At 75.0% G+C, this 20,930-nt stretch carries 16 protein-coding genes and 1 pseudogene; 15 read left to right on the top strand and 2 right to left on the bottom strand.

Annotation, left to right across the window (positions count from 1 at the left end):
* Window position 1: 1 nt before the first annotated feature.
* From bioD to ACH4F6_RS27275, 12 genes and pseudogenes are all read left to right on the top strand, one after another.
* Window positions 2-718, top strand: coding sequence for a dethiobiotin synthase (gene bioD, locus ACH4F6_RS27330; RefSeq protein WP_397963124.1), 717 nt, complete (start codon window positions 2-4; stop codon window positions 716-718).
* A 306-nt stretch (window positions 719-1,024) separates the two neighbouring features.
* Entirely contained in the window at window positions 1,025-1,732 is a 708-nt protein-coding gene (locus ACH4F6_RS27325) for a class I SAM-dependent methyltransferase (protein WP_397962987.1), read from the top strand.
* A gap of 220 nt (window positions 1,733-1,952) precedes the next feature.
* Window positions 1,953-2,759 carry an ABC transporter ATP-binding protein gene (locus ACH4F6_RS27320; RefSeq protein WP_397962986.1) on the top strand — a complete coding sequence of 269 codons (807 nt, stop codon included), beginning with the start codon at window positions 1,953-1,955 and terminating at the stop codon, window positions 2,757-2,759.
* 4 nt (window positions 2,760-2,763) lie between these two features.
* A complete protein-coding gene (locus ACH4F6_RS27315) occupies window positions 2,764-5,331 on the top strand; it encodes an ABC transporter permease (protein ID WP_397962985.1) in 2,568 nt (855 codons plus the stop codon).
* Window positions 5,332-5,467: 136 nt separating this feature from the next.
* Window positions 5,468-5,929 (top strand): GNAT family N-acetyltransferase, encoded by a 462-nt coding sequence (locus ACH4F6_RS27310; RefSeq protein ID WP_397962984.1) that lies wholly within the window; start codon window positions 5,468-5,470, stop codon window positions 5,927-5,929.
* A 180-nt stretch (window positions 5,930-6,109) separates the two neighbouring features.
* Complete coding sequence (locus ACH4F6_RS27305) at window positions 6,110-7,444, top strand: hemolysin family protein (protein WP_397962983.1); 1,335 nt, start codon at window positions 6,110-6,112, stop codon at window positions 7,442-7,444.
* Window positions 7,441-8,454 carry a hemolysin family protein gene (locus ACH4F6_RS27300; RefSeq protein ID WP_397962982.1) on the top strand — a complete coding sequence of 338 codons (1,014 nt, stop codon included), beginning with the start codon at window positions 7,441-7,443 and terminating at the stop codon, window positions 8,452-8,454. The genes ACH4F6_RS27305 and ACH4F6_RS27300 overlap by 4 nt, the downstream gene beginning before the upstream one ends.
* A gap of 82 nt (window positions 8,455-8,536) precedes the next feature.
* Entirely contained in the window at window positions 8,537-9,322 is a 786-nt protein-coding gene (locus ACH4F6_RS27295; RefSeq protein WP_397962981.1) for an SGNH/GDSL hydrolase family protein, read from the top strand.
* Between the two features lie 289 nt (window positions 9,323-9,611).
* Window positions 9,612-11,054 carry an adenylosuccinate lyase gene (gene purB, locus ACH4F6_RS27290; protein WP_397962980.1) on the top strand — a complete coding sequence of 481 codons (1,443 nt, stop codon included), beginning with the start codon at window positions 9,612-9,614 and terminating at the stop codon, window positions 11,052-11,054.
* On the top strand, window positions 11,051-11,626 hold the full coding sequence (gene mug / locus ACH4F6_RS27285) for a G/U mismatch-specific DNA glycosylase (protein ID WP_397963123.1): 576 nt from the start codon (window positions 11,051-11,053) through the stop codon (window positions 11,624-11,626). The genes purB and mug overlap by 4 nt, the downstream gene beginning before the upstream one ends.
* 84 nt (window positions 11,627-11,710) lie before the next feature.
* Window positions 11,711-12,192, top strand: a pseudogene (locus ACH4F6_RS27280) (LuxR C-terminal-related transcriptional regulator); the annotation flags it as partial.
* A gap of 98 nt (window positions 12,193-12,290) precedes the next feature.
* The gene (locus tag ACH4F6_RS27275; RefSeq protein ID WP_397962979.1) at window positions 12,291-13,463 is read left to right on the top strand and encodes an ROK family transcriptional regulator; all 1,173 of its coding nucleotides are present in this window, start codon (window positions 12,291-12,293) and stop codon (window positions 13,461-13,463) included.
* Window positions 13,464-13,954: 491 nt separating this feature from the next.
* Here the strand turns inward: ACH4F6_RS27275 and ACH4F6_RS27270 are convergent, their stop codons facing one another.
* Entirely contained in the window at window positions 13,955-14,716 is a 762-nt protein-coding gene (locus tag ACH4F6_RS27270) for a GntR family transcriptional regulator (protein WP_397962978.1), read from the bottom strand.
* A gap of 370 nt (window positions 14,717-15,086) precedes the next feature.
* Here ACH4F6_RS27270 and ACH4F6_RS27265 point away from each other — a divergent pair, with 370 nt between their 5' ends.
* The 3 genes from ACH4F6_RS27265 (at window position 15,087) to ACH4F6_RS27255 (ending at window position 19,309) form a co-directional block, all read left to right on the top strand.
* Entirely contained in the window at window positions 15,087-15,917 is an 831-nt protein-coding gene (locus ACH4F6_RS27265; RefSeq protein WP_397962977.1) for an alpha/beta fold hydrolase, read from the top strand.
* 185 nt (window positions 15,918-16,102) lie between these two features.
* The gene (locus tag ACH4F6_RS27260) at window positions 16,103-17,677 is read left to right on the top strand and encodes an alkaline phosphatase D family protein (protein WP_397962976.1); all 1,575 of its coding nucleotides are present in this window, start codon (window positions 16,103-16,105) and stop codon (window positions 17,675-17,677) included.
* Window positions 17,678-17,932: 255 nt separating this feature from the next.
* On the top strand, window positions 17,933-19,309 hold the full coding sequence (locus ACH4F6_RS27255) for a GNAT family N-acetyltransferase (protein ID WP_397963122.1): 1,377 nt from the start codon (window positions 17,933-17,935) through the stop codon (window positions 19,307-19,309).
* Window positions 19,310-19,698: 389 nt separating this feature from the next.
* Here the strand turns inward: ACH4F6_RS27255 and ACH4F6_RS27250 are convergent, their stop codons facing one another.
* Window positions 19,699-20,901, bottom strand: a complete 1,203-nt coding sequence (locus ACH4F6_RS27250) for a trans-sulfuration enzyme family protein (RefSeq protein ID WP_397962975.1) — start codon at window positions 20,899-20,901, stop codon at window positions 19,699-19,701.
* Window positions 20,902-20,930 lie beyond the last annotated feature (29 nt).

Raw genomic sequence — 20,930 nt, 5'->3', positions numbered from 1 at the left:
CATGCCGATCCTGGTGATCACGGGGACGGGCACGGAGGTCGGCAAGACCGTCACGACCGCGGCCGTCGCCGCGTCGGCGCTGGCGGTCGGCCGCTCGGTCGCGGTCCTGAAGGCCGCGCAGACCGGCGTACGGCCGCACGAGCGCGGGGACGCCGACGAGGTCGCGCGGCTGGCGGGCGCCGTGACGACGGCCGAACTCGCCCGTTATCCGGACCCGTTGGCCCCGGCTACGGCGGCCCGGCGGGCCGGCCGGGAACCGGTGCGCCCGCGGGAGGTCGCCGAGGCGGCCGCCAAGCTGGCCACCGAGCACGACCTGGTGCTCGTCGAGGGTGCGGGCGGGCTGCTCGTCCGCCTCGACGAGACGGGCGGGACGCTGGCCGACGCGACGGAGCTGCTGCGCGCGCCCGTGCTGGTGGTGGCCTCGCCGGGCCTGGGCACGCTCAACACCACGGAGCTGACGGCTCGTGAACTGCGCTCCCGGGGCGTGGAGTTGCTGGGCGTGGTCATCGGGAGCTGGCCCGGCTCCCCCGACCTGGCGATGCGGTGCAACGTCACCGACCTGCCGGACGTCGCCGGCGCGCCGCTGCTGGGGGCGCTGCCCGAGGGAGCCGGATCGCTGCCGCCCGCCGACTTCCGTGTCCGGGCGCCGGGATGGCTGGCCCCGCGGTTGGACGGGTCGTGGTCGGCGGAGGCGTTCCGGGCGGGGACGGCGCCGTAGGGCCGGTCCGGCCCGGCCCGTCGCGTCGCGTCACGTCACGTCACGGGAAAGCGGCGGAGCCCCGTCGGCGGGCGGGGGCGACGGGGGCGCTCCCGCCCCGCTGTGGCACGGGCGAGCGGGGGAAGCGTCCGGCCGCAGGGGGCGGAGGCAGCCGACGCGACGGGAACGCCGCGTGCACGAGCCCTCCGGCGACGACCGCGGAACCCACGAGCGGGTGCGCGTCTTCGTCCGGTGAGCGCCGGCAGGGGTGCGACGGGCCCGCGCGGGGGAGAATCCCGGCAGGCCCGTCCGGTCCTGGAGGTCGCCATGCCGAGAGGTCGTGTCCCGCGGATCAGCCCGCCCGGCTCCGGCAGGGTGTCCGGCGATCCCGTCCACCATCCCCTGTTCGCCCGTTGCTACGCCCGGCTCAGCGTGGCCGCGGAGACCCGCGCCGGGCTGGCCGGGCTGCGCGGCCGGCTGCTCGCCGGGCTCTCCGGCCGCGTCGTCGAGATCGGCGCGGGCAACGGCCTGAACTTCGCGCACTACCCGGGCGCGGTCAGCGAGGTCGTCGCGATCGAACCGGAACGCCGGCTGCGCGCGTCGGCGCGGGAGGCGGCCCTGCGCGCCGACGTCCCGGTCGACGTCGTCCCCGGCGCGGCCGAGGCGCTGCCGGTCAAGAGCGAGGCCTTCGACGCGGCCGTGCTCTCGCTGGTGCTGTGCAGCGTGCGGGACGTGCCGCGGTCGCTGGCCGAGCTGCGGCGGGTGCTGCGGCCCGGGGGCGCGGTGCGGTTCCTGGAGCACGGCGCGGGCGGCGGTCCCGCGATGACCTTCACCCAGCGCGCGCTGGACCGGACGGTGTGGCCGGCCCTCGCCGGCGGCTGCCACCTGTCCCGTGACCCGGTCGGCGCGCTGCGTGACGCCGGGTTCGTACTGGGCCCCTGCCGGCGGCTGGTGATCCCGGAGCGGGGACCGCGGCTGCCGGTGTCGTACTGCGTGCTGGGGACCGCCTGGCGGCCGGCCGACGACGGGGACTGAGCCTCACCGGCCCCGCCGGCGCAGCTCCCGCGCGATGCCGTGCACCGGCGCCCCACGGTGGTCTTCCGGCGTCCTCCGCTCGGCCGGGGGGGACCCTGACCCCGCCGGCCGCCGGCAAGGGCGGCCCCGTACCGGGAAAGGGATACCGGGTGTGCGCCCGGTCACATTACGCTCGGCCGGACAGGCACGCCGGCACGTCCCCGCGAGCGAGGAGGCAGTCTTGTCCACACCTGCTGCGCAGCACTCCCCCGGCCTGGCCCCGGCCGACGACCTGGCGGCCCGCGCCCGCGGGCTGACCAAGGCGTACGGCTCCGGCGAGACCACCGTGCTCGCCCTGGACGCGGTGGACGTCGACATCGTGCGCGGGCGCTTCACCGCGGTCATGGGCCCGTCGGGTTCCGGGAAGTCCACGCTGATGCACTGCCTGGCCGGGCTCGACACCGTCTCCGCCGGGCAGGTGTGGCTGGGCGACACCGAGATCACGGGGCTGAGGGAGCGGGAGCTGACCCGGCTGCGGCGCGACCGGATCGGGTTCATGTTCCAGTCGTTCAATCTGATCCCGACGCTGAACGCGGCCGAGAACATCACCCTGCCGATGGACATCGCGGGCCGCAAGCCCGATCAGCAGTGGCTCGACCGGGTGATCGACACGCTCGGACTGCGCGACCGCCTGAAGCACCGGCCGTCGCAGCTCTCCGGCGGCCAGCAGCAGCGGGTGGCCTGCGCCCGGGCGCTCGCCTCCCGGCCGGAACTGATCTTCGCGGACGAGCCGACCGGCAACCTGGACTCCCGGGCCGGCCTGGAGGTCCTCTCCTTCCTGCGTGAGGCCGTGGACGGGTTGGGGCAGACTGTCGTCATGGTCACCCACGACCCGGGCGCCGCCGCCCACTCGGACCTGGTGCTCTTCCTCGCGGACGGGCGGATCGTGGACGAGATGGAGCGGCCGACGGCGCATGCCGTCCTCGAACGGATGAAGCGGTTCGACGTGATCCGCGCCCCGGCCGGCCCTGCTCCCTCGGAGGAGTGAGCCGTTGCTCAAGGCCACGCTGCGGAGTTTCCTCGCGCACAAAGGACGCCTGCTGCTGTCCGCCCTGGCGGTGGTGCTGTCGGTGGCGTTCGTCTCGGGCAGCCTGATCTTCTCCGACACCGTGGCCCGCGCCTTCGACCGGCTCTTCGCGTCGACGTCGGCCGACGTGACGGTCGAGCCGAAGGACGACCTGAACTCCCCCGCCCCCACCGGCGCGGTGCGGACCCTGCCCGCCGCGCTCGTCGACCGGGTGGCCGCCGTCGACGGGGTGGCCGCGGCCCACGCCGACGTGCGCGCGGCGAACGTCACCGTCGTCGACGGCGACCACGAGCCCGTGGCGCCGGCCGCCGGCGCGCCCACGATCGCCGCCGACTGGCACGTCACCGGACGCAGCCCGGTGGAGCTGACCTCCGGCCGCGCACCGCGCGGCGCGGGCGAGGCGCTGCTCGACGCCGACACCGCCCGCAAGAACGGCGTGGAGATCGGCGACACCCTGACGGTGCTGGCCCGGCCGGGGTCGTTCGAGGTCGGGGTCGTGGGCATCGCCACCTTCAGGACCACCAACCCGGGCGCGGCCCGGGTCTTCCTCGACCCCTCGGTCGCCGCCCGGGAGCTCCTGGGCTCGGCGGACCGGGCGACCGGCATCTCCGTCGACGCGGCGCCGGGCGTGACCCACGCCGAGCTCGAGCGCCGCGTCACCGCCGCGGTCGGCTCCGGCCCCTACGACGTGAAGACGGCCGGCGAGCGGGCGAAGTCGGCGGCGGAGGAACTCGGCGGGTTCCTCGACGTGATCAAGTACGTGATGCTGGGCTTCGCCGGCGTCGCCGTCCTGGTGGGCGTCTTCCTGATCGTCAACACCTTCTCGATGCTGATCGCCCAGCGCACCCGCGAGCTGGGGCTGCTGCGCGCCCTGGGCGCGGACCGCCGCCAGGTGCGGCGCTCGGTGCAGACCGAGGCGGTGCTGCTGGGCCTGGTCGGCTCGACGCTGGGCCTCGCGGCCGGCGTCGGGCTGGCGGCCGGACTGATCCGGCTGATGGGCACGATCGGCATGAACCTGAAGACCACCGAGATGGCCGTCGGCTGGACGGCCCCGGTGTCGGCGTACGTCGTCGGCGTCGGCGTCACCTTCGTGGCCGCCTTCCTCCCGGCCCGGCGCGCCGCGGCCGTGTCGCCCATGGCGGCCCTGGCGGACACCGACGTGGCGGGCGCGGGACGGCCGCTGAAGGCGCGCGCGGTGGCCGGTGCGGTCGCCGGCGCCCTCGGGATCGCCGCCCTCGCGGGCTGTGCGGCCTCGTCGGAGACGGCGTCCGCGGCGTCCCTGCTGGGCCTGGGCGTCCTCCTCACCCTCGTCGCCACCGTGATCGCGGGTCCGCTGCTGGTGCGTCCGGTGATCCGGGTGCTCGGCGCCGCCTTCCCGGCCCTGTTCGGCCCGATCGGCCGGATGAGCCTGCGCAACGCCCTGCGCAACCCGCGCCGCACCGGCGCCACCGCCGCCGCCCTCATGGTGGGCCTCGCCCTGGTGGGCGGCCTGTCCGTGGCGAGCACCTCGATGTCGGAGTCCTTCGACCGGCAGATCGACCGGACGCTCGGCGCGGACTTCGTCGTCCAGAGCGCGGACTTCACGCCGTTCTCGCAGGAGGTCACCGACCGGGTCCGCGCCACCGACGGCGTCGGCGTCGTCGTGCGGCAGAGGTTCGCGCCGGTCGCCGTACGGCTGCCGGACGGCGACCGCGTCGAGACGACGGCCGGCGGGTACGACGACCGCGTCGACGACGTCGCGCACGTGACGTACGCCCGGGGCGACGCGGCGGCCGCGCTGGCCGACGGCGCGATCGGCATGGACGTGGACTTCGCCGAGGACCACGGCGTGCGCGTCGGCAGCGTGCTCCCGGCCGAGTTCCCCGGCGGCCTGACCGCCTCGCTGACGGTGGGCGCCCTCACCGACCAGGACGCCGTCGAGGGCTTCGGCATGCGGGGCGGGCTGTTCCTCGGCATGGGAACCGTCGAGAAGTACGTTCCGGGCGGCCAGGACGCGGTGCTGTACGTCAACGCCGCCCCCGGCACGGACGCCGGCGACCTGCGTTCCCGGCTGGAACGGACGCTGGAGCCGTATCCGCGGGTGCAGGTGCGTGACCAGACCGACTACAAGGACCTGGTCCACGACCAGATCGCCGTGCTGCTGTACCTGGTGTACGCGCTGCTCGGGCTGGCGATCGTCATCGCGGTGCTCGGCGTGGTCAACACCCTGGCGCTGTCGGTGGTGGAGCGGACCCGGGAGATCGGACTGCTGCGGGCCGTCGGGCTGGCGCGACGGCAGCTGCGCCGGATGATCCGGCTGGAGTCGGTGGTGATCGCCGTGTTCGGCGCGGTCCTGGGGCTGGCGCTGGGGCTCGTGTGGGGTGTGTGCACGCAGCAGGTGCTGGCCCTGCAGGGCATGAAGGCGCTGGCGGTCCCGTGGGGCACGGTCGTCGCGGTCGTCGTCGGCTCGGCGGTGGTCGGCGTCGTCGCGGCCCTCCTCCCGGCGTCGCGTGCGTCCCGCCTGAACGTTCTGGCGGCCATCGCGCACGAGTGAGGGAGCCGCCGTGCGGGCCCGGGCCCCCGCGTGCCGGGGCCGGCGGCGTGGGGGCGGTGGCCGGCCCGGCCGGGCGCCGGTCGTCCGGATGCTGGAATTCCGCGTCCGGGCGCGGCGCCCGTGCTGGGATCCCTCCATGTCTGATCTGCGCATGCGGGCCGCGACGCCCGACGACCTCGACACCGTGCTGGCCTTCTGGAGGAGCGCCGCCGAGGGCACGAGCATCAGCGACGACCGGGACGGGGTGGAGCGGCTGCTGGCCCGCGATCCCGAGGCGCTGATCCTGGCCGTGGCGGTCCGCCCGCTCGAGCGCGGCCGGGAAGCGGGGAAGGACGGCGAGCTGGTCGGCACGGTGATCGCGGGATTCGACGGGTGGCGCTGTCATCTGTACCGGCTCGCCGTGCACCCGGAGCGCCGCCGGCAGGGCATCGGCTCCGCGCTGCTGGCCGCCGCGGAGGAGCGGTTCGCGCGGCTGGGCGGGCGGCGCGGGGACGCGATGGTGCTGACGCGCAACGAGACCGCGCATCATGCCTGGCGCGCGGCGGGGTACACGCCTCAGGAGCAGTGGCTGCGCTGGGTGAAGCCGCTGACCGGCTGAGCCGGCCCGCCCCGCACGACCGCTTTGCCGATCCTTTACCATTGGGGGACCGCGCCCGCAGCGCGGTCCCTCCACCGGTCCACGAAAGGTGTGTGAGCGTCCGCCCATGGGCGAGCCTCCCAGTGCGCGACATCGCGCGATCCTCCCCGCCCTGCCCGAGGATGGGACGGAGGTGACACGATGACGGAAGTCCTGCTGCTGCTGGTGGCGATCCTCCTGTCGCTCGCGTGCGGCGCCTTCGTCGCGGCCGAGTTCTCGCTGACGACCGTGGAGCGCGGCGAACTGGAGCGGGCCGCGGAGCGCGGCGAGACCGGCGCGTCCGGCGCCCTCAAGGCCGTCCGCAACCTCACCTTCCAGCTCTCCGGCGCCCAGCTCGGCATCACCGTCACCAACCTGGTGGTCGGCATGCTCGCCGAGCCGTCGATCGCCAAGCTGATCTCCGGACCGCTGGAGTCGGCCGGCCTGTCGGCCGGCACCGCCTCCTCGGTCGCGCTGGTGCTGGGCACGGCCCTGTCGACCGTGTTCCTGATGGTCGTCGGCGAACTCGTCCCGAAGAACTGGGCGATCTCCTCCCCGCTGGCCGTCGCCAAGCGGGTGGGCAACGGCCAGCGCTGGTTCAGCGCCGCCTTCCGCCCCTTCATCACCCACCTGAACAACACCGCGAACCACGTCGTGCGCCGGTTCGGCCTGGAGCCGGCCGAGGAGCTGGCCTCCGCCCGCAGCCCCCAGGAGCTGGCGGCGCTGGCCCGGCACTCCGCCCGGCAGGGCGCCCTGGAGGCCGACACCGCCGAACTGTTCGTGCGCACGCTGAACCTGGCCGACCTGACCGCGGAAAACGTGATGACCCCGCGCGTCCAGGTCATCGCCCTGGAGGCGCAGGCGACCTGCGAGGACGTGGCGAACGCGACCCGGGCGACGGGCCTGTCCCGCTTCCCCGTCTTCCGCGGCAACCTGGACACGGTGGTCGGCACCGCGCACGTCAAGGACGTCCTGGCGATCCCGGCCGAGCGCCGCACCCGCGTGACCCTCGCCGAGATCATGCGCGAGCCGCTGCTGGTGCCCGAGTCCCTGACCGTGGACCGTCTCCTGGACCGGCTCTCCGGGAAGCGGACCATGGCCGTGGTCATCGACGAGTACGGCGGCACGGCCGGCGTGGTGACCCTGGAGGACATCGTCGAGGAGGTGGTCGGCGAGGTCCGTGACGAGCACGACCCGCACGAGACGCCCGACCTGGCCCCCGCCGGCACGGACGACGACGGCCGCCTCCTGTACTCGGCCGACGGCGCCGCCCGCGTCGACCAGCTCGCGCGCGTGGGCCTGACGGTCCCGGAGGGGCCGTACGAGACCCTCGCCGGCCTGGTCGCCACCGAGCTGGGCCGCATCCCGGTCATCGGGGACAGGGTCGAGGCCGTCGGCTGGCGCATGGACGTGGTGGACGCCTCCGGCCGCAGGGCCGCCCGCGTGCTGCTGCACGCGCCCCTCGACGACCCGTCGGAACAGGAGGTCGGCAAGTGACCGCCGTCCAGCTGCTGATCGGCCTGGCGACCCTGGTCGTCAACGCCTTCTTCGTCGGCGCGGAGTTCGCGCTGATCTCCGTACGCCGTTCCCAGATCGAGCCGTACGCCGAACAGGGCGACCGGCGCGCCAAGAGCGTGGTGTGGGGTCTGGAGCACGTGTCCGCGCTGATGGCGGCCGCCCAGCTCGGCATCACGCTGTGCACCCTGGTCCTCGGCGTGGTCGCCGAACCGGCGATCGCGCACCTGCTGGAGCCGGTGTTCCACGCGATCGGCGTGCCCGAGGGCGCGGGCCACGCGGTCTCCTTCGTGATCGCGCTGACCCTGGCGACGTACCTGCACATGCTGCTGGGCGAGATGGTGCCGAAGAACATCGCGCTCGCCGAGCCGGTGCGCAGCGCGCTGCTGCTCGGCCCGCCGCTGGTCGCGCTCGCCCGCGCGCTGCGCCCGGTGATCTTCGCCATCAACGCCTTCGCGAACGCCCTGCTGAAGCTGTTGCGGATCGAGACCAAGGACGAGGTCTCGGCCACCTTCTCGGACGCGGAGCTGGCGCAGATCGTCAAGGACGCCGGTGAGGCCGGTCTCCTCGACGACCGCGCCCAGGAGCGGCTGCACGACGCCCTGGAGCTCGGCCGCCGGCCCGTGCGGGACGTCGTCCTGCCGCTGGAACGGGTCGTCTACGCGCACGTGGGCGTCACGCCGGAGGAGCTGGAACGGCTGGCCGCCGAGTCCGGGTTCTCGCGCTTCCCGGTGGTGGACGAGGGACGCCGGATCGTCGGCTACCTGCACGTGAAGGACGCGCTGGACGCCTCGCCCCGGAGCGAGGCGTTCCGGCTGCGCGACCTGCGGCCCATCGCCCGCGTGCGGGAGACGACCCCCCTGGACGACGTCCTCACCGCCATGCGCGGCAGCCGCACCCACCTGGCGGCCGTGCTCGGCGCCGACGGGCGCCTGGCCGGCCTCGTGACCATGGAGGACGTGCTGAGGGAACTGTTCGGACAGCCGGCCTGAGGCCGCGCTCGGTCACCCTCGCCGGGGGCGGCGGGGGTGACCGACCGTCGGGTATGCCGGGCGGGATACCATCGCTGGCGCCATGCAGACGAACACCACACCCCCGTACTCCAGCCTGGTCGCGGTCGGCGACTCCTTCACCGAGGGCATGTCGGACCTGCTGCCCGACGGCTCCTACCGGGGCTGGGCGGACCTCCTGGCCGGCCGGATGGCCGCCCGCACGCCCGGCTTCCGGTACGCCAACCTCGCGGTGCGCGGCAAGCTCATCGGACAGATCGTCGAGGAGCAGGTGGACGTGGCGGCCGCGATGGGCGCCGATGTGATCACCCTGGTCGGCGGCCTGAACGACACCCTGCGGCCCAAGTGCGACATGGGGCGGGTCAAGGGCCTGCTGACGGAGGCCGTGGAGCGGCTGGCCCCCTCCTGCAAGCAACTGGTGCTGATGCGCAGCCCGGGCCGGCAGGGCCCGGTCCTGGAGCGGTTCCGGCCCCGCATGGAGGAGCTGTTCGCCTGCATCGACGAGCTGGCCGAGCGGCACGGCGCCGCGGTCGTCGACCTGTACGGCGCGCCGTCGCTCGCCGACCCGCGCCTGTGGGACGTCGACCGGCTGCACCTCACCCCGGAGGGTCACCGCCGGGTCGCCGAGGCGGTCTGGCAGACCCTCGGCCACGACCCCGAGGACACCGAGTGGCACACGCCGATGCCGGCGACCCTGCCGCCCCGCTGGGCCGCCCGCCGCGTCGCCGACGTCCGTTTCGCCCGGCAGCACCTGCTCCCGTGGATCGGCCGTCGCCTGACCGGCCGCTCCTCCGGCGACGGCCTGCCCCCGAAGCGGCCCGAGCTGCTGCCGTACGAGGGACCGGCGTAGGACGGCGCCGACGACCACGCGGACGATCGGCCTCCGGGGCCGGATCCACGGGTCCGGCCCCGGCAGGAGAGGACGCCCCCGTGGACGTCGTCCGCCGGCCGCCGCCCGATACGGGGCGGCCGGGACCTGCCCCGGCTTCCGCTCACCCGCCCCCGCACCCGCGGCGCCCCTGGCCGCCCGGGCGTCCCGGCCGAGGCCGCCGAGGCCGCGACGTGACGCGGGTCTCGTAGGTTCCGCCGAACGGGCCCGTGGCGCTGGCCTGCACGAACCGCCAGTAGACTCTGGACACGTGACTTCCGCTCCCGCCAAGCCCCGCATCCCGAACGTCCTCGCCGGACGGTACGCCTCCGCCGAGCTCGCCACGCTCTGGTCGCCCGAGCAGAAGGTGAGGCTGGAGCGTCAGCTCTGGCTCGCCGTGCTGCGGGCGCAGAAGGACCTCGGGATCGAGGTGCCGGACGCGGCGATCGCCGACTACGAGCGCGTCCTCGACCAGGTCGACCTGGCCTCCGTCGCCGAGCGCGAGAAGGTCACGCGGCACGACGTGAAGGCACGGATCGAGGAGTTCAACGACCTCGCCGGGCACGAGCACGTACACAAGGGCATGACGTCCCGCGACCTCACGGAGAACGTCGAGCAGCTCCAGATCCGCCTCTCGTTGGAGCTGGTGCGCGACCGCACGGTGGCCGTGCTGGCCCGGCTCGGCAAGCTCGCCGGCGAGTACGGCGAGCTGGTCATGGCCGGCCGCTCGCACAACGTGGCCGCGCAGGCCACCACCCTCGGCAAGCGCTTCGCGACGGCCGCCGACGAGCTCCTCGTGGCCTACGGCCGCCTGGAGGAGCTGCTCGGCCGCTACCCGCTGCGCGGCATCAAGGGCCCGGTCGGCACCGCCCAGGACATGCTGGACCTCCTCGGCGGGGACGCCGCCAAGCTCGCCGAGCTGGAGCACCGGATCGCCGGGCACCTCGGTTTCGCCCAGGCGTTCACCTCGGTCGGCCAGGTCTACCCGCGCTCGCTGGACTACGAGGTCGTCACCGCGCTGGTGCAGCTGGCGGCGGCGCCGTCGTCGCTGGCGAAGACGGTCCGGCTGATGGCCGGGCACGAGCTGGTCACCGAGGGCTTCAAGCCGGGCCAGGTCGGCTCCTCCGCGATGCCGCACAAGATGAACACCCGTTCCTGCGAGCGCGTCAACGGCCTCATGGTCGTCCTGCGCGGCTACGCGTCCATGACGGGCGAGCTGGCGGGCGACCAGTGGAACGAGGGGGACGTGTCCTGCTCGGTGGTGCGCCGGGTCGCCCTCCCCGACGCGTTCTTCGCCCTGGACGGCCTGCTGGAGACGTTCCTGACCGTGCTCGACGAGTTCGGCGCCTTCCCGGCCGTCGTGTCGCGCGAGCTGGACCGCTACCTGCCGTTCCTCGCCACCACCAAGGTGCTGATGGGCGCGGTGCGCGCGGGCGTGGGCCGGGAGGTCGCGCACGAGGCGATCAAGGAGAACGCCGTGGCCTGCGCGCTGGCGATGCGCGAGCAGGGCGCCGAGCGCAACGAACTGCTCGACAGGCTCGCGGCCGACGAGCGCATCCCGCTGGACCGCGCCGGGCTCGACGCGCTGATGGCCGACAAGCTGTCCTTCACGGGCGCCGCCGCCGACCAGGTGGCCGTCGTCGTCGGCCGGATCGAGGAGATCGTGAAGCAGCGCCCGGAGGCCGCGGGCTACACCCCCGGAGCGATCCTCTGACCCGTTTCACCCCGGCGGAACTGGAGGCCGCCCGCGACCGTCTCGTCCCGGACGTGGTCGCGGACGGCCTGCGCGTGCTGTTCTGCGGGATCAACCCGGGGCTGATGACGGCCGCGACCGGTCATCACTTCGCCCGCCCGGGCAACCGCTTCTGGCCGGTGCTGCACCTGTCCGGTTTCACCCCGAGGCTGATGAAGCCGGCGGAGCAGCGGGAGCTGCTGTCGTACGGGCTCGGCATCACGAATGTGGTCGCGCGGGCGACCGCCCGGGCCGACGAGCTGACGGCGGAGGAGTACCGCGAGGGCGGGCGGCTGCTGGCGGAGAAGGTGGCCCGGCTCGAGCCGCGCTGGCTGGCGGTGGTGGGGGTCACCGCCTACCGGGCCGCGTTCGACGACCGGAAGGCGCGGGTGGGGCCGCAGGAGCGGGTCATCGGGAACACGCGCGTGTGGGTGCTGCCGAACCCCAGTGGGCTCAACGCGCACTGGACGGCGGCGACGATGGCGGAGGAGTTCGCGCGGCTGCGGGTGGCGGCCGGGCTGCCTCCGGCGGTCACGGGGGATCCGTCCCGGTGACGACGGCGAGGAGCTGGAAGGGCAGTTCCTCGTCCCACGGGGAGACGCGCCCGGGGCCGTCCGGCGCGCCGTTCCCGGCAGTCGATGGACGGGATCGAGGCCACCCGTGCGGTGCTGCGGACGGTGCCCGGACCGCCGAAGATCCTCGTGGTGAGGACCTTCGAGAACGACGAGTACGTGTACGAGGCGCTGCGCGCGGGGGCCGACGGGTTCCTGCTGAAGCGGGCCCGGCCGGCCGGGATCGTGCACGCGGTGCGGCTGGCGGCCGAGGGCGAGTCGCCGCTGTTCCCGGCGTCGGTGCGGCGCCTCGCCGCCGAGTACGGCGACGGGCGGGGCGACCGGGCGGCGCGGGACGTGCTGGAGCGGGCCCGGCTGACGGACCGGGAGGCGGAGGTGCTGCGGCTGATGGCCCGGGGCTGTCCCACGCGGAGATCGCCGCGCGGCTGGTCGTGGGGACGGAGACGGTCAAGTCGCATGCGAGCGCGGTGCCGGCGAAGCTCGGGGCGCGGGACCGCACCCAGGCGGTGATCACGGCGTACGAGCCGGGGTTCGTGGGCGCGGGCTGAGCCGGCCCGCGGCGCCGCCCGTGCGGTTCCGCACTCGCCCGGGCCCGCCGCGCCGAGTACGATCCGCCCCACACGCGCACGAGCTGGGAGGACGGACGTTGGGGCGGCTGACCGGCGGGGATCCCTCGCTGCTGCGAAGGATCAACTCCGCGGTGGTGCTGCACGCGTTGCGTGCCGCCGACTGCGCGACGCTGACGGAGATCACCCGGGTGACCGGGCTGTCCCGGCCGACCGTCGAGGGGGTCGTGGAGGACCTCATCGGCGCCGGTCTCGTCGTCGAGAAGGCGGCCGTGGAGGGCGCCGCCCGGCGGCAGGGGCGGCCGGCGCGGCGGTTCCGGTTCCGGGCGGAGGCCGGTCATCTGCTGGGGCTGGAGATCGGGGCGCACCGGGTGGCCGCGCTCCTGGCCGACCTGGACGGGCGGGTGCTGGGCGCGCAGGCCAGGGAGGTCGACGAGGCCGCCCCGGCGGACGAGCGGCTGGAGCGGCTGCGGACGGCGGTCGCCGAGCTGCTGCGCCGGGCGGGCGTGCCGCGCAGTTCCCTGCGGGCCGTGGGCGTGGGCACTCCCGGGATCGTCGAGGCGGACGGGACGGTACGGCTGGGCACCGCCCTGCCGCAGTGGACGGGGCTGCGGCTGGGCGAGCGGCTGAGCCGCTCCTTCAAGTGCCCGGTGCTGGTGGAGAACGACGCCAACGCGGCGGCCGTGGCCGAGCACTGGAAGGGTTCCGCCACCGAGTCCGACGACGTGGTGTTCGTGCTGGCGGGCCTGAGTCCGGGCGCCGGTGCGCTGATCGGGGGCCGGCTGCACCGGGGGTTCGGCGGGGCGGCCGGGGAGATCGGCGCGCTGCACCTGCTGGGGCGGGAGGTGACCCCGGAGACGCTGCTGTCCATGACGGGCGAGCCGCTGCACCCGCTGGACGAACAGGCGGTCGCCGAGGTGTTCGCCCAGGCGCGCGGCGGCGACCAGCGGGCGCGGGCGGCCGTGGACCGCTTCATCCAGCGGCTCGTCCACGACGTGGCCGCGCTGGTCCTGGCCCTCGATCCCGAGCTGGTCGTGATCGGAGGCTGGGCGGCCGGGCTGGACGGCGTACTGGAGCCGCTGCGGCGGGAGTTGGCGCGGTACTGTCTGCGGCCGCCGAAGGTGGTCCTGTCGCTGCTCGGCGAGGCGGCCGTGGCGACGGGTGCGCTGCGGCTGGCCCTCGACCACGTCGAGGAGCAGCTCTTCGCGGTGGAGGGAACGGTGACGGACCGCGCCCCGGTGGGCCGTGCGTGAGACGCACCGCTCCCGGCAGGCCTGCGTGAAAGGCACCGCTCCCGGCAGGCCTGCCTGAGAGGCGCCGCGCCCCGGCGGACCTGCACGAGCGGCACCGCTCCCGGCAGGCCTGCGTGAGAGGCACCGCTCCGGGCGGGCCTGCGCGAGAGACGCCGCGTCCCGGGCCTGCGTCGGCAGGCACCGCGCCCCGGCGAGCCGTACGCGAGACGCACCGCTCCCGCCGGGCCTGCGTGAGAGACGCCGCGCCCCGGGCCTGCGTCGGCAGGCACCGCGCCCCGGCGAGCCGTGCGCGAGACGCACCGCTCCCGGCGGGCCGGCCTGAGAGGCGCCGGGTCCCAGGTCTGCGCGGCAGGCGCCACGCCCCGGTGGGTCGTGCGGGAAACGGGCCGCGCCCCGGAGGGGGTCCGGGGCGCGGCGGACGGATGCGCCCGGTGGCCCGGTGCGGACCGTTCAGGGAGTCCGCCGGTCGGGGTACGGGCGGTGCCGGACCGTCAGGAGGCCTGCCGTTCGGGGCCGTGGTGGATCTCCACCCCGCCCGAGGCGCCGAACGTCAGCCGGCAGGTGTCGGCCCGGTAGGTGGCGACGGAGAGCGCCGCGGTGCGGCCCTCGGCGAAGAAGCGGGTGGTGACGACGAGCACCGGGGCCCCGGGCAGCCGGTCGAGTTCCTTGGCGTCGTCGGCGCGGGCGGAGCCCAGTTCCACGGCGCGGTCCTGCCCTTCCAGGGCCAGGCGCTGGAGCTCGCGCAGCACCGCACGCGCGCGTGCCGCCCCGGAGGGGGCGTCGATCGCGGTGAGGTCGGGCACCGACGACTGCGGCACGTAGAGGAGTTCGGCGGCGACGGGCTGGCCGTGGGAGACGCGCGAGCGGCGCACGATGTGCACGGGCCGGTCGCGGTCGGTGCCGAGGGCGTCGGCGACGACCGCCGGCGGGGCCGCGACCGTGCCGTCCACGGGGTGCCACGTGTCACCGGCCGCGCCGGGCCAGCTCTGGCGCTCGGCTCCGACGTCGACGCCCACGCGGGGCGGTGCGACGGTGGTGCCGACCCCGCGGCGGCGCTGCAGCCGGCCTTCCAGTTCGAGCTGCTCCAGTGCCTGGCGGAGCGTGGCGCGTGCGACACCGAACCGGGCGGCCAGTTCACGTTCGTTGGGCAGGATCTCGCCCACGGTGAACTCCGAGTCGAGTGCCTCGCTGAGCACGGTCTTGAGATGCCAGTACTTCGGTTCCGGCACCGTTTCCAGTTGCGTGGTCCCCACCCTGTCCTCCGCAATCGACCTGGTCCGGCGGCGTTTTCGCGCCCTTGTTTATTAAAGGTTGTTGTACTTCTCTGCGACCATAAGGCGGCCCCCACCCTTGGTCAAGACCAATCCTCGATCCCCCGGGGAGCCGGTGGGGCCCCGGTGGCGAAGCGTTCACGAGGCGTTCGTACGGGGCTGTTCCCGTGACACGGCGGCAAGATTTCCGTCGTACGACGAAGGCGGTCGCCGTCCGGTGTCCGGACGGCGCGCCCCTGGGGCTACCCGTGGGTAGCAATTGCTGACAAGCTGTCTACGCGGAGTCGGCCCGGCCCGGCCGGACTCCGCCCGCGCACCAGCCGGTCAGCCCGTCCAGACGAGGAGCACGCCCATGTCCGCCACCGTCTCCTTCACGGTCCCCTCGCCCCGGGGCCCGCGGCCCGTCACCGTGTCCTACGCACGCGCGGGGCGCGGCGAGCCGCTGCTCCTGCTGCACGGCATCGGGCACCACCGGCAGGCCTGGGACCCCGTGGTGGACATCCTCGCCACCGAGCGGGACGTGATCGCCGTGGACCTGCCGGGGTTCGGCGCGTCCCCGGGCCTGCCCGACGGACTCGCCTACGACCTGCCCACCACGACCGCGGTGTTCGGCGCCTTCTGCGAGGCGCTGGAGCTCGGCCGCCCGCACGTGGCGGGCAACTCGCTCGGCGGGCTGCTGGCCCTCGAACTGGGCCGCGAGAAGCGCGTGCGGTCCGTCACCGCCCTGTCCCCGGCCGGGTTCTGGTCGGAGGCCGAGCGCCGGTACGCCTTCGGCGTCCTGCTGGCCATGCGGCAGATCTCCCGGCGGCTGCCGCCGCCCCTGGTCGGGCGCCTGTCGCGCACGGCGGCCGGCCGCACGGCCCTCACCAGCACCATCTACGCCCGCCCGGCCCGTCGTTCACCCGAGGCCGTGGCCGCCGAGACGCTCGCGCTGGCCCGCGCCACCGGGTTCGACCAGACCCTGCGGGCCGGTGCGACCGTCCGGTTCACCGACGACGTCCCCGGTGTCCCGGTCACCGTGGCCTGGGGCACCCGGGACCGGATCCTCGTGCGCCGTCAGGGCGTCCGCGCCAAGCAGGTCCTCCCCGAGGCCCGGCTGGTGCGCCTGCCCGGCTGCGGCCACGTCCCCATGAACGACGACCCGGCCCTCGTCGCCCGCGTGCTGCTGGACGGCAGCCGCTGAGGAACCGGCGCTCCCCTCCCGGGACGTCCGGGGGCCGCGCGGGCCGCGCGCACCGGCGGGCGCCCCGCGCGTCCTCCCCCGGGCCCGTGCGCCCAGTTGTTCACTCGTGGTTTGCGTGGGCGCCGCGACGCACCAGTAGGTGTGACTGTGCACACCGGCCGGTTCACGTCCCAGGAGGCCCTTCCATGTCACACCGTCCGTTCCCCGGGCGCCGCAGCGTTCTGCGCGGCTCGCTGGCCGCGTCCGCGGCACTGACCCTGCCCGCCGCCGTCGGCGCGGCGCCGGCCCTCGCCCTGTCGGGGCGGCCCGGGGCGCGATGGGGCGTGCAGACCGGGGACGTGACCGCGCACACCGGGCTGGTGTGGGTGCGCTCCGACCGCCCGGCGCGGATGATCGTCGAGACGGCGGCCACGGAGTCGTTCCGGGGCGCGCGCCGCTTCGCCGGTCCGCTGCTGGGCACGGGCACGGACTTCACCGGCACGACCCGGCTGCACGGGCTGCCGGCCGGCGAGCAGGTCCACTACCGCGTGCTGCTGGCGGACCCGGACGACCCGCGCCGCACCGGCGAGCCGGTGACCGGCACCTTCCGGACGGCGTCCGTGCGACGGCGCGACGGGGTGCGGTTCGTCTGGTCCGGCGACCTGGCCGGACAGGGCTGGGGCATCAACCCGGAGCTCGGCGGCTACCGGATCTACGACGCGATGGCCGCCCTCGACCCGGACTTCTTCCTGTGCAGCGGCGACAACATCTACGCCGACGGCCCGCTCACCGGCACCGTGGCCCTGCCCGACGGGCGGACCTGGCGGAACGTCACCACCGAGGAGAAGGCGAAGGTCGCCGAGACGCTGGCGGAGTTCCGCGGCAACTTCCGCTACAACCTGCTCGACGAGAACCTGCGGGCCTTCAACGCCCGGGTGCCCTCCCTCATCCAGTGGGACGACCACGAGGTCACCAACAACTGGTTCCCGGGCGAGATCCTCGCCGACACCCGGTACACGGAGAAGGACGTCGACGTGCTCGCCGCGCGGGCCCGGCGGGCGTTCTCGGAGTACTTCCCGATCTCCACGCTGCGCCGCCCCGACGGCCGGGTGTACCGGGTGCAGCACCACGGCCCGTTGCTGGACGTCTTCGTCCTGGACATGCGCACGTACCGCAACGCGAACTCGGCGGACGACCAGACCACCGACCCGCGGGGCATCCTCGGCCGTGAGCAGCTGGAGTGGCTCAAGCGCGAGCTGGCCCGCTCGAAGGCGGTGTGGAAGGTGCTCGCCTCCGACATGCCGATCGGCCTGGTGGTGCCGGACGGCACGGACGGCAGGCCGAACTTCGAGGCGGTGGCGCAGGGCGACCCCGGCGCGCCGCTCGGCCGCGAACTGCAGATCGCCGAGCTGCTGCGGTTCGTCAAGCACCGCCGGATCACCGGCACGGTCTGGCTGACGGCCGACGTCCACCACACCTCGGCCCAGCACTACGACCCGTCACGGGCCGCGTTCAAGGACTTCGCGCCGTTCTGGGAGTTCGTCTCGGGACCGCTCAACGCGGGCGCCTTCCCGGCGAGCGCGCTCGACGGCACGTTCGGCCCGGACCGCGTCTTCGTGAAGGCGCCGGTCACGGCCAACGTCTCGCCCGCCGAGGGCTACCAGTTCTTCGGCGAGGTCGACATCGACGGCGACAGCGGCGAGCTGACGGTGCGGCTGCGCGAGCAGGACGGCACCGTCCTGTTCAGCAAGGTGCTCCAGCCGGGCCGGGTCGGCCAGTGAGTCCCCCGCGACGCCTTCCGTGGCGTCGACTCCCGTACCCTGGAGGGGCGCTCCGCGCATCGGTGTCATCCCCCGGTGCGCGGCGCGGGCCCCGACGGCTCGGGCGGTCCAGCCGTGGAGAGGTCAACCAAAAGGACATAAGCCTCCTTTACCCATCGGTCACAGTACGTTCGTGATCACGCAACACCGTTCCTTCACAGTGGCTGCATGACTCGAGACATGTCTGATGTGACGCGCCGCCACCACGGGCGCCCGGTGCACCACTGGCGACGGGACGTGGTGGAGCTCGCCGCCCTCTTCACGGCCGTCGCGGTGGCCGACGTGGTCGCGAACCTCGTGGGGCACGGCCCCGACGGCCCGGGGCTGCTGGTCCTCTCCGCCGCCGCGCTGATCACCACCGCGGGGTTCCACGTCTGGTGGTCACGGCGCCACGGCCACGCACCCCCCACGAGTGATACCGGTGCCCGGCCGTCCTCCGCGGAGGGACCGGCCGGGCCGTCCGGGCTCCCCGGCGGGATCGCCGAGGAGAGCGCGCTGTGGCGGATGCGGACGACGGTGAAGGACGCGCCGGGGTCGCTGGCCGCGCTGTGCACGGCGCTGGCCGGGCACCGCGTCGACATCCTCAGCCTCCAGACGCACCCGCTGGGTGAGGACACGGTCGACGAGTTCCTGCTGCGCGCCCCCGGCTCCCTGGCCGCGGCCGACATCAACCGGGCCGTGGCGGGCGCGGGCGGCACGGGCACCTGGATCGAGCGGGCCGACGCCCACGATCTCGTCGACGCCCCGACCCGGATCCTGGGCCTGGCCACCCGTACGGCCCTGGACGCGGCGGAACTCCCTCTGGCCCTGCGGCAGTTGCTGGGCCGGTGCACCATCCGTTCGCTGCCCGCCACCGCGCGCGGCGGCGGACGCGGGCCGGACGCCGTACCGGTGGAGGGGGTGCTGGAGGACACCGTGATGCGCCTGCGGGCGCCGGAGGGCGGAGTGATCACCGTGGAGCGGCCGTACCTGCCGTTCACCCCGACCGAGTTCGCGCGGGCGCGGGCCCTGGTGGAACTGGACGCCCGGCTGGGCCCGCGGGTCCCGGACGGGCAGGACGTGCTGACGCTGCCCGAGGGCAACGCCATCACCGTGCGCCGGGCGGACTCCGGCGACCTGCGGGCGGCCAGGGCGATGCACGAGCGGTGCTCGGCGCGCACGCTCGGCATGCGGTACCACGGGCCGGTCGGCGACGCCGACCGTTACCTCAACCACCTGCTCAGCCCGCGCTTCGGCCGCACCCTCGCCGTGCAGACCGCGTCCGGGCGCATCGTCGGCCTCGGCCACCTGCTGTGGGACGGCGACGAGACCGAGGTCGCGCTGCTCGTCGAGGACCAGTGGCAGCGGCGCGGCATCGGCGGCGAACTGCTCGGCCGGCTGGTGGCGATGGCCGTCGAGGCGGGCTGCGAGAGCGTCTACGCCGTGACGCAGTCCTCCAACACCGGCATGGTGGCCGCGATGCGCGCCCTCGGACTGCCCCTCGACTACCAGATCGAGGAGGGCACCCTCGTCATCACCGCCCGCCTGGACGCGGCCGCGAGCGGCTCGGCGCCGGGCCGCGAGCGCCACGGGGAGCGGGTCGCGCGCGACTGACCCGCGAGGGCGGTGTGCGGACGGTACGGCGAACGGCCCGGCGGTGACCGCCGGGCCGTTCGCCGTACCGGGGCCGGGGCCGGGGGCCGGGGCCGCCACTCGGCGGGCCCTGCCGTGAACCCGTTCCGCGCGACTGCGCCACGCGGCAGTGCCGCGCGCCCTCCGCGCCGCGTTCCCGCCGCGCCTCCGTCCCGCACCCGTTCCGGGCATCGCCGTCACGGGCCCGTCCCGCACCCCCGTCACGGGCCCGTTCCGGGCGTCGCCATGACGCAGCCCGTGCCGCGCCCCCGCCGCAAGGCCGGACAGCAGTCCCCCGTCACGGACCGGTTTCGAGTGCCGCCGTCACACAACCGTCCCGCACCCCGCCGCGAGCCCGTCCCGCGCCCCCGTCACGAAGCCGTGCCGCGCGCCCCCGCCGTGACGCCGGTCAGCGCTCCGTCCAGGTCGTGCCAGAGGTCCTCGACGTCCTCCAGTCCCACCGACATCCGCAGCAGCCGGTCGCTCACCCCGGCGCCCCGGCGGTCCTCCGCGTCCACGATGCGGTGGCTGATGGACGCCGGGTGCTGGATGAGCGTGTCGACGCTGCCGAGGCTGACGGCCGGGGTGATCAGGCGGACGCCCGCGATCACCTCGTGCGGATCGCCGTGGACCTCGAAGGCGACCATCGCGCCGCCGATGCGCGGGTAGTGGACGCGGGCGACGCGCGGGTCGGCGGCCAGCCGGCCGGCCAGTTCGGCGGCGGTCGCGGAGGCGGCCCGCACCCGCACCGGGAGCGTCGACAGGCCGCGCAGCAGCAGATAGCCGGCCAGCGGGTGCAGCACCCCGCCGGTGGCGAACCGCACCTGCCGCAGCCGCCCGGCGAACTCCTCGTCGCAGGCGACGACACCGGCCAGCACGTCCCCGTGACCGCCGAGGTACTTGGTGGCGCTGTGCAGGACCAGCCGCGCCCCCTGTTCCGCCGGACGCTGCAGGACGGGCGTGGCGAAGGTGTTGTCGACGAGCAGCGGGACGGACCCGCAGGCGTGGGCGACGGCCCGCAGGTCGACCTCCGCGAGCGTCGGGTTGGCCGGCGACTCGACCAGCACGAGGCCGGTGTCGGGGCGCAGCGCCTCCTCGATCCCGGCCGGGTCGGTCCAGGTGACCTCCGAACCGAGCAGCCCGGCGGTGAGCAGGTGGTCGCTGCATCCGTACAGGGGGCGGACGGCCACGACGTGCCGCAGCCCCATCGAGGCGCGCGCCAGCAGTACGGCGCTCAGCGCGGCCATGCCGCTGGCGAACGCGACCGCGCTCCGCGTGCCCTCCAGGCGGGCCAGCGCCGTCTCGAAGCGGGCCACCGTCGGATTGCCCAGCCGTCCGTAGACGGGCGGGCCGTCCGGTTCGGCGCCGGTCGTGGCGAACGCGTCGATGCGGGCGGCCTCGGCCCGGCTGTCGTACGAGGGATAGGTGGTCGACAGATCGATCGGCGGGGCGTGCAGGCCCTGCCGGGCCAGGTCGTCCCGCCCGGCGTGCACGGCCTCCGTGGCCAGTGCGCGGGGCGTGGCGGACAGGCGTACGCCGTCGTACGCGTGCGTGCTCGCTGAGGCTGAGTCCATGGACCGCAGGGTGAACACCGGACGGTCGA

Origin of the sequence: Streptomyces sp. NPDC017936 (genome assembly GCF_044328485.1) — a bacterium.
In the GTDB taxonomy this organism is placed as follows: Bacteria; Actinomycetota; Actinomycetes; order Streptomycetales; family Streptomycetaceae; genus Streptomyces.
The sequence above is the reverse complement of the archived record's forward strand: the minus strand, read 5'-3'. Positions and strand labels throughout refer to the sequence as shown.

Bases quoted from the DNA above. Each gene is read 5' to 3' on its own strand.
- ACH4F6_RS27295 (WP_397962981.1), top strand. From the start codon at position 8,537: ATGCAGACGAACACCACACCCCCGTACTCCAGCCTGGTCGCGGTCGGC.
- bioD (WP_397963124.1), top strand. From the start codon at position 2: ATGCCGATCCTGGTGATCACGGGGACGGGCACGGAGGTCGGCAAGACC.
- ACH4F6_RS27250 (WP_397962975.1), bottom strand. From the start codon at position 20,901: ATGGACTCAGCCTCAGCGAGCACGCACGCGTACGACGGCGTACGCCTG.
- ACH4F6_RS27325 (WP_397962987.1), top strand. From the start codon at position 1,025: ATGCCGAGAGGTCGTGTCCCGCGGATCAGCCCGCCCGGCTCCGGCAGG.
- ACH4F6_RS27260 (WP_397962976.1), top strand. From the start codon at position 16,103: ATGTCACACCGTCCGTTCCCCGGGCGCCGCAGCGTTCTGCGCGGCTCG.
- ACH4F6_RS27310 (WP_397962984.1), top strand. From the start codon at position 5,468: ATGTCTGATCTGCGCATGCGGGCCGCGACGCCCGACGACCTCGACACC.
- ACH4F6_RS27305 (WP_397962983.1), top strand. From the start codon at position 6,110: ATGACGGAAGTCCTGCTGCTGCTGGTGGCGATCCTCCTGTCGCTCGCG.
- ACH4F6_RS27265 (WP_397962977.1), top strand. From the start codon at position 15,087: ATGTCCGCCACCGTCTCCTTCACGGTCCCCTCGCCCCGGGGCCCGCGG.